This is a genomic window from Kitasatospora sp. NPDC049285, from assembly GCF_040678815.1.
GTDB lineage: Bacteria > Actinomycetota > Actinomycetes > Streptomycetales > Streptomycetaceae > Kitasatospora.
This window is the reverse complement of record NZ_JBFAQR010000017.1, coordinates 110,616-119,749: the sequence shown is the minus strand read 5'-3', so window position 1 is coordinate 119,749 and position 9,134 is coordinate 110,616. Positions and strand designations below refer to the sequence as shown.

At 72.1% G+C, this 9,134-nt stretch carries 5 protein-coding genes and 1 pseudogene; 1 reads left to right on the top strand and 5 read right to left on the bottom strand.

Annotation, left to right across the window (positions count from 1 at the left end):
• The 5 genes and pseudogenes from AB0K51_RS14405 to AB0K51_RS14385 all read right to left on the bottom strand — a co-directional run.
• Positions 1-1,765: putative Ig domain-containing protein (locus tag AB0K51_RS14405; protein WP_363454218.1), on the bottom strand; the 1,765-nt coding region annotated here is incomplete at its 3' end.
• Positions 1,766-2,160: 395 nt separating this feature from the next.
• Positions 2,161-4,068 (bottom strand): putative Ig domain-containing protein, encoded by a 1,908-nt coding sequence (locus AB0K51_RS14400; protein WP_363454216.1) that lies wholly within the window; start codon positions 4,066-4,068, stop codon positions 2,161-2,163.
• A 487-nt stretch (positions 4,069-4,555) separates the two neighbouring features.
• Positions 4,556-7,213, bottom strand: coding sequence for a glycosyl hydrolase (locus tag AB0K51_RS14395; RefSeq protein ID WP_363454228.1), 2,658 nt, complete (start codon positions 7,211-7,213; stop codon positions 4,556-4,558).
• Positions 7,214-7,579: 366 nt separating this feature from the next.
• Positions 7,580-7,830, bottom strand: a pseudogene (locus AB0K51_RS14390) (osmotically inducible protein OsmC); the annotation flags it as partial.
• Positions 7,831-8,286 (bottom strand): SRPBCC family protein, encoded by a 456-nt coding sequence (locus AB0K51_RS14385; RefSeq protein ID WP_363454214.1) that lies wholly within the window; start codon positions 8,284-8,286, stop codon positions 7,831-7,833. It abuts the pseudogene before it with no gap.
• Positions 8,287-8,495: 209 nt separating this feature from the next.
• Between AB0K51_RS14385 and AB0K51_RS14380 the strand changes: the two genes are divergently transcribed.
• Complete coding sequence (locus tag AB0K51_RS14380) at positions 8,496-9,098, top strand: VOC family protein (RefSeq protein ID WP_363454212.1); 603 nt, start codon at positions 8,496-8,498, stop codon at positions 9,096-9,098.
• Positions 9,099-9,134 lie beyond the last annotated feature (36 nt).

Sequence of the window (9,134 nt, the reverse complement as noted above, 5' to 3'; positions counted from 1 at the left end):
TGTCGTACGCGGTCGAGCCGGTCTCGGCGGTGTCGATGTGCAGCCAGAAGCTGAAGGTCGCCTTGCAGCCGGCCGGGATGGTGACGGTCTGCGAGACGGTGTCGGTGTGGGCGGAGCCGTAGCCGTCCATCCAGGTCTTCCAGGAACCGCTGTGGGCGGCCTCGGAGCTGGAGTTGTCGACCACGCCGGAGGTGGTGGTCCACGGGGCGGCGGAGCCGGTCTCGAAGCCCGCGTTGCCGAGCAGCTGGGCGGCGGTGCAGGTGCCGCCGGTGCCGGACACGGTCCAGCTGAAGGTGGCGGAGCCGGCGGCGCCGGTGGTGTCGGTGGCGGTGACGGTCACCGAGGAGGTGCCGGCGGCGGTCGGGGTGCCGCTGATCAGGCCGGTCGAGGAGTTGATCGACAGGCCGGCCGGCAGGCCGGTGGCGCTGTAGGTCAGGGTCTGGCCGGACGCGCTGTCACTGGCGCTGACCTGCAGGCTGGCCGCGGTGCCCACGGTGCCGGACTGGCCGCCGGGGTTGGTCACCGTGACGGTGTTGGTGGTGCCGTGGGTGAGGATCGCGTGGGTGATGGCGCAGGAGTTGGTGTCGTTGGACCAGCTGGCCTGCTCGGCGAAGGTGCCGAACGAGCCGAAGCTGACGTTGGCGGCGCCACCGGTCTGGCCGGGCTTGATCCAGGCGCACTCGTCGGAGTTCTCCTGGCCGTTGTAGGAGCTGCCCGAGACGTGGTTGGTCCAGCCGCCGGCCGGGTTCTGGTCGGACATCATCTCGTGCCACTCGTGGCCGAGGGTCATCGTCCAGCCGTCGAGGGTGCCGGGCGAGTTGACGAAGCCCACGCCGCAGGAGGCGCCCATGTCGATGTTGTACGGCTGGTTGGAGAAGGCGATGTCGCCGTAGGGCGAGCTGGCCGCGCCGCCGGTGAGGGTGGTGTCGCCGTTCCAGTCGTGCCAGGCGCAGTAACCCTGGGTCGGGCTCTGGTAGTTGTCCGGGTTGGTGCCGTGCGGCGAGAGGATCACGTAGTACGCGTCGCGGTTGGACGCGGCCGTGGTGTTGCCGAAGTGGGCGGCCGCGTTGACGGCCTCCACGCCCAGCTGGTGGCCGGTCGCGGACGCGGGGGAGGCGGCCGCGTTGTCGTACCAGACACCGGAGAGGACGCCGCCGCTCTGGTACGGGACGAAGTTCGCGTTGGCGGGGCAACTGGTCGCCCCGGCGGCCACGTTGGGGCCGTCGCACCACTGGGTCAGGTCGGCCGACCAGGTCTCGCCGTTGGTGCCGATGCCCTTGAACATCTGCTGCGTGGCGCCCGCCGCCCCGGCCGAGTCGCCGGAGAACTTCGCGTTGCCGTTGGCGTCGGTGGTCTGCGTGCCCCACTGGGAGCCGTAGAACACCAGGTAGACCTTGGAGTGCCCGCTCTGCACGCCGATCCCGTCGACGCCGCCGCCGTACGACAGGGTCTGCTGGCCGGTGGCCGCCGCCTGGAGCTGGTGCGCGAGCAGGTTCTGCTTCTTGGCCGCGTACTGCTTCATGCCCGGGATCGTGCTCTGGGTGAGCGCCGAGCTGTACGGGTTGAACTCGTTGGAGATGCCGGAGTCGGCGGTGGCGGCGTTGTGGTGCGCCTGCCCCGAGACGGCCGCGGACGGCGCGTCGGGGGCGGTGGCGGCCTGCGCGGGCGCCACGGTGGCGGCGAGCCCGGCGGCGGCGAGCGTCAGCGACGCGACGCCGGTGAGCGCCGCCAGCCTGGTCCGCCGGAACGTGGGGGAACTACCCATCGGTGGGGGAGCCTCTCTCTGCCGGCCGCCCGCACACCGGTGGGCATGGAACGGCCGAATGCGTGGACAGGAGCCGACGGGTGGGCGCGCAAGGAAGGGAGAACACGATCTCCGCGCGTCGGCCGACGAGCTGATTGCCCGTCATGTGGGGTTGGCCGCCCGTCTGCGGCTGAAGCAAAGCAGAACCGCCGACAGGCCGTCAATGGAACTGCGCGAGAAATGCGTCCGGCCTCGTCAGGGCATTAACAGTATTCAACTCGGCACCTCTGTTGAAGTCCCTCAAGGGGGAATTAGCGAGGATTTCTTTGCTGATTCTTGGGCGATTTTCCACAGCGAAGGGCCCGGCGACCGAACGGCCGCCGGGCCCGGGTACTCCTGCTGACGATGCGTCAGATTCAGCTGGTCTGGATCGCGGTGTCGTCGATCACGAAGCTGGTCTGCAGCGAGGAGTCCTCCACGCCGTTGAACTTCAGGGTGACGGTCTGACCGGCGTAGGACGACAGGTCGACGGTCTTCTGGGCGTAGCCGGTGTTCTTGTCGAGGTTCGAGTACGAGGCCACCGTGGTGCCGTTGACGGTCACGGTGAGCTTGTCGTACGCCGTCGTCGTGGTGGTCTCGGCGGTGTCGATGTGCAGCCAGTAGCTCAGGGTGGCCTTGCAGCCGGCCGGGATGGTGACGGTCTGCGCGGCGCTGTCGGTGTGGGCCGAGCCGTAGCCGTTCAGCCACGCCTTCCAGGAGCCGCTGTGGGCGGCCTCGGACGCGGAGTTGTCGACCACGCCGCTGGTGGTGGTCCACGGGGCGGCGGAGCCGGTCTCGAAGCCCGCGTTGCCGAGCAGCTGCGCCGGGGTGCAGCCGCCGCCGGTGGTGGACACCGCCCAGGAGAACGAGGCGCTGCCGGAGGCGTTGGTGGTGTCCTTGGCCGTGACGGTGACCGAGGAGGTGCCGACGGTGGTCGGGGTGCCCGAGATCAGGCCGGTGGAGGCGTTGATCGACAGGCCGGCCGGCAGGCCGGTGGCCGAGTAGGTGAGGGTCTGGCCCGAGGCCGAGTCGGAGGCGCTGACCTGCAGGCTCACCGCGGTGCCGACCTTGCCGCTCTGGCTGCCGGGGTTGGTGACCGTCACGGTGTTGCCGGTCTGGCCGCCGACGATCGGGTGGGAGATGGCGCAGGAGTTGGTGTCGTTGGACCAGCTGGCCTGCTCGGCCCAGGTGCCGAAGGTGCCGAAGGTGATGTTGGCCGCGCCGCCCGTGGTGCCGGGGGACAGCCAGGCGCACTCGTCGGAGTTCTCCTGGCCGTTGTAGGAGCTGCCCGAGACGTGGTTGGTCCAGCCGCCGGCCGGGTTCTGGTCGGACATCATCTCGTGCCACTCGTGGCCGAGGGTCATCGTCCAGCCGTCGAGGGTGCCGGGCGAGTTGACGAAGCCCACGCCGCAGCCCGCGCCCGAGTCGATGTTGTACGGCTGGTTGGAGAAGGCGATGTCGCCGTAGGGCGAGTTCACCGCACCGCCGGTGAGGGTGGTGTCGCCGTTGTAGTCGTGCCAGGCGCAGTACTGGTTCTGGTAGTTGTCGGGGTTGGTGCCGTGCGGCGAGAGGATCACGTAGTAGGCGTCGCGGTTGGCCGCGGCCGTGGTGTTGCCGAAGTGCGCGGCGGCGTTGACGGCCTCCACGCCCAGCTGGTGGCCGCTGGCGGCGGCCGGCGAGGCGGCCGCGTTGTCGTACCAGACGCCGGCGAGGACGCCGCCGCTCTGGTACGGGACGAAGTTGGCGTTCGAGGGACAACTGGTGGCACCGACAGCCACGTTGGGCCCGTCGCACCACTGGGTCAGGTCGGCCGACCAGAGTTCGTTGCCGGTGCCGATGCCCTTGAACATCTGCTGCGCGGCGCCCGCCGCCCCGGCCGAGTCGCCGGAGAACTTCGCGTTGCCGTTGCCGTCGGTGGTCTGGGTGCCCCACTGCGTGCCGTAGAACACCAGGTAGACCTTGGAGTGGCCGCTCTGCACGCCGATCCCGTCGATGCCGCCGCCGTACGACAGCGTCTGCGGTCCGGTCGCGACGTTCGGGGTCGCCTGACCCGCCGCCCACTCCTGCATCTTGGCGTGCTGCTGCAACGTCGGCACCACGCCGTGCCGGTAGGGGTGCTGGTAGGCGGGGCTGTAGGGGTTGGCGACGGAGCCGCTCTGCGGCGACACCGGCTCGTTCGCCGCCTGGGCGACGCCGGTGGCGGCGAGCGCGCCGGTGACGAGGGACAGCGACGCGACGGCCGCAAGGGCCAGCCGTCGGGTCGCCCGGATACGGGGAATGCCCATCGGTGGGGGGATCCTCTCTCCTGCCGTCCCGGGTGCCTGTGGGTCCGGGTGACGGCTCGTGGCATGACGGGGTACGGCACGGACACGGGCGGGAGAAAACGCGGTGGGTCGGCCCGTGCGTGTGCCGGCGGTGCCGTGAGAGCTGACGCGAAGGAACGTGACGAGGCGTCAACGGTGGTGCGGCAGAGCGATGGTGGTGCCGCGGAACCAGTGCCGTGCCGCCGGGCCTGACGGCTCCGGCGCGAGCACGATCGGAAGAAAAGCAGCGATGACGGGCCGCAGTCAACGGCTCGCGCAGAATCGACGGGCCCGCGCGGAACAAACTCCCGGCCGAGGAAAATCCTTCTCGGAAATGGGCAATGGGTCATCCACGGGAACGACTCCGCCCCCGCACGGGAGGTCCCGATCGCACGGCGGAGCGGGAATTCCCGCGACAGCCGAGAGGCCCGGGGGACACCCCCCGGGCCTCTCGGTACTCCGAACGTGCTCAGTCGTCCAGGCCGCGGTGGCCGCGCCCGAGGCGGCGGAGGTCGAAGGACCAGATGCCGCGGCCGTGGGTGGCGGCGTACAGCTGCCCGTCGGGGCCGGTCTTCAGCTGCATCACCGTGGTGGTGGGCAGGTCGGCGCCGATCACCTTCCAGTTCCGCTCGCCGGGGGCCCGGTAGAAGGCGGCCAGGTCGGTGCCGAGCGCGAGGCCGCCGTCGGGCAGCAGGCGCAGCGAGTCGGCGGGGACGTCGGGCAGGTCGGCGGAGACGTCGGTCCAGTGGGCCCCGCCGTCGCGGCTCTCGAAGACGTGGCCGATGCCCGCGCCGGGGCCCTCGGTCCAGGCCCGGGAGAAGCCGCTGAAGGCGACGTACACGTGCTTCGCGTCGGCCGGGTCGACGGCCAGCGAGGAGACGTACCGGTTGGGCAGCGCGCCGTCGACGGGCAGGTCGAGCTGGTGCCAGCCGGTGCCGTCGGCGTTGCCGGTCGCGATGCCCCGGGTGAAGCCCTGGTTGTTGCAGGGGCCGCACCAGCCGGCGTACACGGTGCCGCCCGAGGCGGCGACTGCGGTGGCGACGTGGCCCTCGCCGAGGTCGTACGCGGCCTTCCACTCCTCGCCGCTGCGGATCGCGAACCCCTTGTCCTGAACCCAGACGTGGCGTCCGCCGGCGACCCAGCTGTCGACGTTCCTGTCGTCGGTGGCGATCGGCGCGATGAACCGGGCGCCGGCGCCGCCGAGCTCGTTGTCCGGCGGGGCGACCGAGTAGCTGGTGGCCTTGGCCGGGTCGGTGGTCCAGGAGCCGTCGTTGACCGCGCAGTTCTGGGTGACCGCGATCGCCAGGTACACGTACTCCTCGGCGATGTCGCAGCCGTTGCGCGGGTCGACGAGGGTGTCCGCGCCGTCGCCGCCGAAGTCGGAGCCCATCACCTTGTCGCGGGCCCGCAGCACCGACTGGCCGTTGTCCTGCAGGCCGCCGCTGACCACCACGCCGTGGCCCGCCGGGTCGGCGCCGACGCCCACCGAGTAGTACTGCAGGGTGTCGATGGTGCCGTCGTTGAGGGACGTCCAGTCCGTGGCGTGGCCGTCGGCGTCCGCCGCGCCGTTCACCGGGCGGCGGTAGATGCCGCCGTCGTTGCCCACGTACACGCTGGTCCGGCCGTGGTAGCTGCCGATGGCGACCGCGTGCTGGTCGGAGTGGGTGGTGGGGTGGCAGTCACCGGTCTGCTTGGCCGGGTCGATCGACCAGCAGGCGAAACCGAAGTTCCAGTACGGGCCGGGGGTGGTCCAGGCGGCGCCGCCGTTCCTGGTCTCGAAGACCTCCTCCAGGCCCAGGTAGACGTGGTCGGCGTCGTTCGGGTCGACCTGGAGGAACTGGTTGTACCAGGACTGGATGCCGGGCTGGTAGCCGTCGTCCTGCAGCGCCGAGCCGGAGCCCTTGAGGGTGTCCTTGTCCGCGATCAGCGTCCACGGCCCGAACGGGGAACCGGACTTCGAGACGTACACGCCCTGCAGGCCGCTGTCCGGGTCGGTGGCCAGCTTGGTCGGCGACTGCTCGATCGCGTAGTAGCGCGAGCCGTCCGCGGACCGGGCGAAGGTGACGTTGCCGACGTCGCCGGCGCCGCTCGGCAGCTCGCCGAGCGAGCCGACGCGCTGCCAACTGCCGTCCGCCGCCTTGGCGTAGAAGCCGTTGTACGCGTCGCCGCTGCGCCAGCCGACGGCCAGCAGGACCTTGGACGGGTCCCTGGGGTCGACGGCGACGTCGTTGACGATGTTCTTGTACGGGGCGTTCGGCGCCTTGGCGTCCGCGCCGCCGGGCAGGAAGCTCGGGTTCGGGGCGAACTCCAGCGTCCACGGGCCGGACAGCGTGGTGGTGGAGTGGCTCCACACGCCCCGGCTGGTGGCGGCCCACACCCGGTCGCCCGCGAAGCGCAGGGCGTGGATGGTGGTCGACTCCAGCTCGGCGCCGCCGACCCGGCCGCCGGGCTGGAACTCGCCGTGCTTCGGATCGGCGAGCAGGTACACGCCGGTACCGACGTAGGAGGTGGCGCCGGTGTTGGACTCGCCGGTGGCGTACCAGAGCCGCCCGGAGCCGTCGAGGCCGAGGGCGCCGGTCGACAGCGAGGGCAACCGGTCGGAGATGGCCTGCCAGTTGCCGCCGCCGGTGCGCGAGCGGAAGACGCCGCCGTTGGCGCCGCCCGCGTACACGTAGCCGTCGTCGTCGGCGGCGATGCCGGTGATCCGGCCGGTGACCTTGCCGGCGCCGCCGCTGGAGTTGGAGTTGACGTCGCGGTAGCGCGGGTCGTCCGAGTCGTACGGCTTGCCGGTGACGTGGTCCCAGGAGCCGCCGGTGCGCGGCATCGACTGGAGCTGCGCCCAGGCCGCGCCGTACGCGCCCGGGGCGACCACGCCGGGTGCGGTGCGGGCCTCGGTGAACTGTTCGGTCGCCTCGGCGGAGTTCTCCGCCTCGTCGCCCCCGTCCTCGCCGCCGCCCTCCGCCTTGGCGCCGAACCGCGGGGCGGCCGGGCCGGCTGCGGTCTTCTGGGCGTGCTGGTGGCCGATCTCGGCCAGGTGCCGGGCCTGCCAGGGGCGCGGCGAGGGAGCGGGGGCGGCGATGGCCTGACTGGTGGTCAGGCCGAGCGCGGTCAGCGTGACGGCGCACATGAGCAGTCGGCGTCGTTGCCTGTTGGGCACGGTGCGGTCCTCCCGGTCACCCGGACGCGCCGATCGCGCGTCGCGGTGAAACAGTCCGAAGCCTGGCGGCTCGGGGCGTCCGCCGTGAAGGGAGGCGTGCATAACGAATGGTCAAAAACCACTACAGCGACGGAAGTTCATCAGGCGCGAGGGTGCGACGTGGCCGGTTGGCATGCGGCGCCGCGCTTCCGGATCCCGGGCGGCCCGGCGCACGCGCCCCGCCGGGACGGCGACGACGGCCCGGGCGAGGACGTGGCGCCGAGCACGCCCAGCAGCGTCCGGCGGGTCCTCGGGTGGCGGGTCCGGCCTCTGCGTTCCCTCCGGGGTGACGGACGCTCAGACGGCGGTGGCGTGCAGGGTGACGGGGATGTTGCCCCGGGTCGCCTTGGAGTACGGGCAGATCCCGTGGGCGGCCTCGGCGAGTTCCTCCGCGGTGCGCTGGTCGACGCCGCCGAGCCGCGGGGCCGGCGTGGCCTGCAGCGGGAACTCGCAGGGTTGGTGGCGTCGCCCGCCCCGCCCAGCTCCTTGGGGATGGCCAGGCGGTGGTCGAGCCGACCGTCGGTGGAGCGGGCGGTGCCGCCGTTGCGTCACGGGTGCGCGGGCAGGTGGCGCGCCTCGACCGCGGCGATGGTCTGCTTCAGGGCCTTGTGCAGGAGGCCCTTGCCGACGCTGCCCAGCAGCAGTCCGGTGACCCGGCCCTTGAGGTTCCGGCCCTCGCGGACCACCACGACGTCCAGCCGGGTCGACCCGTCGGGCTGCGGGGTGAAGGTGTAGGTGTGCCCGGAGGCGCCGCCCCACAGGTTGGAGTCGACCGTGGTCATCACCACGCGGTGCGGATCGGACCAGTCGTAGCGCAGCCGCTCCCACACGCCGCCCGACCCCTCGGTGACGTCGGCGTGGTCGGCGCCCTCCGCGTGGACCCGCAGGTACTCGTCGGCGCTGTTGGGGAACAGCTCCCGGCGGCCGGGCCCGAAGTCGGTGAGGACCGCCACGAACTGCTCCGGGGTGGCCGTGGTCCGCTCGGTGAAGTGAATGGTCGTCATGGGGTGTTCCCTGCGCTCCTGGTGTCGGTGCCCTGATCGGCTGCCCCCAGCCTCGCGGTGGCGGGCCGCCGTCGAGCCGGTGCCGACCACTGGCCGGTACCCGGGCCACGGGCCGACCAGTGGTCGACACCGGCTCGACGGGCCTGCGGTCCGGGGATCGTGAGCGGTGGACGTCGCGAGGGCGTCCACCGAGGCGAAGGAGCCGCGCAGTGGAGTTCAAGATCGAGGTCGTGGTCGTCCCGGTGTCGGACGTGGACCGGGCCAAGGCCTTCTACCGGCGGATCGGGTTCCGCGAGGACGTCGACCACGCGGGCCCCGGCGGGTTCCGGGTGGTGCACCTGACCCCGCCCGGCTCGGCCGCGTCGCTGATCATCGGCAGCGGCGTCACGGACGCGGCGCCGGGCTCCGAGCGCGGCGTGCACCTGGTCGTCGACGACGTCGTCGCGGCCCGCGCCGAGCTGGCCGCCGCCGGGGTCGAGGTCAGCGAGGTCTTCCACGACGCGGGCGGGGTCTTCCACCACGCCGGCGACGCCGAGCGCGTGGCGGGCCCGCACCCGGCGCGGCAGTCGTACGGCTCGTTCGCGTCGTTCGCCGACCCGGACGGCAACACCTTCGTCCTGCAGGAGGTCACCACGCGCCGCCCCGGCCGGATCGGTCACGTGGTCTACCGCTCCGCCGAGGAGCTGGAGGCGGCGCTGCGCGACGCGGCGCTCGCCCACCACGGGTACGAGGTCGAGCTCGGCCACCGGGACGAGGACTGGCCGGTCTGGTACGCCGCCCACATGGCCCGCGCCGCCGGGCTCGACGGCTGAGCGGCGCCGACGGAAGCCGACACGGGGTCAGAACGG

Coding starts and splice junctions, on each gene's coding strand:
- AB0K51_RS14400 (WP_363454216.1), bottom strand. CDS start 4,068: ATGGGCATTCCCCGTATCCGGGCGACCCGACGGCTGGCCCTTGCGGCC.
- AB0K51_RS14385 (WP_363454214.1), bottom strand. CDS start 8,286: ATGACGACCATTCACTTCACCGAGCGGACCACGGCCACCCCGGAGCAG.
- AB0K51_RS14395 (WP_363454228.1), bottom strand. CDS start 7,213: ATGTGCGCCGTCACGCTGACCGCGCTCGGCCTGACCACCAGTCAGGCC.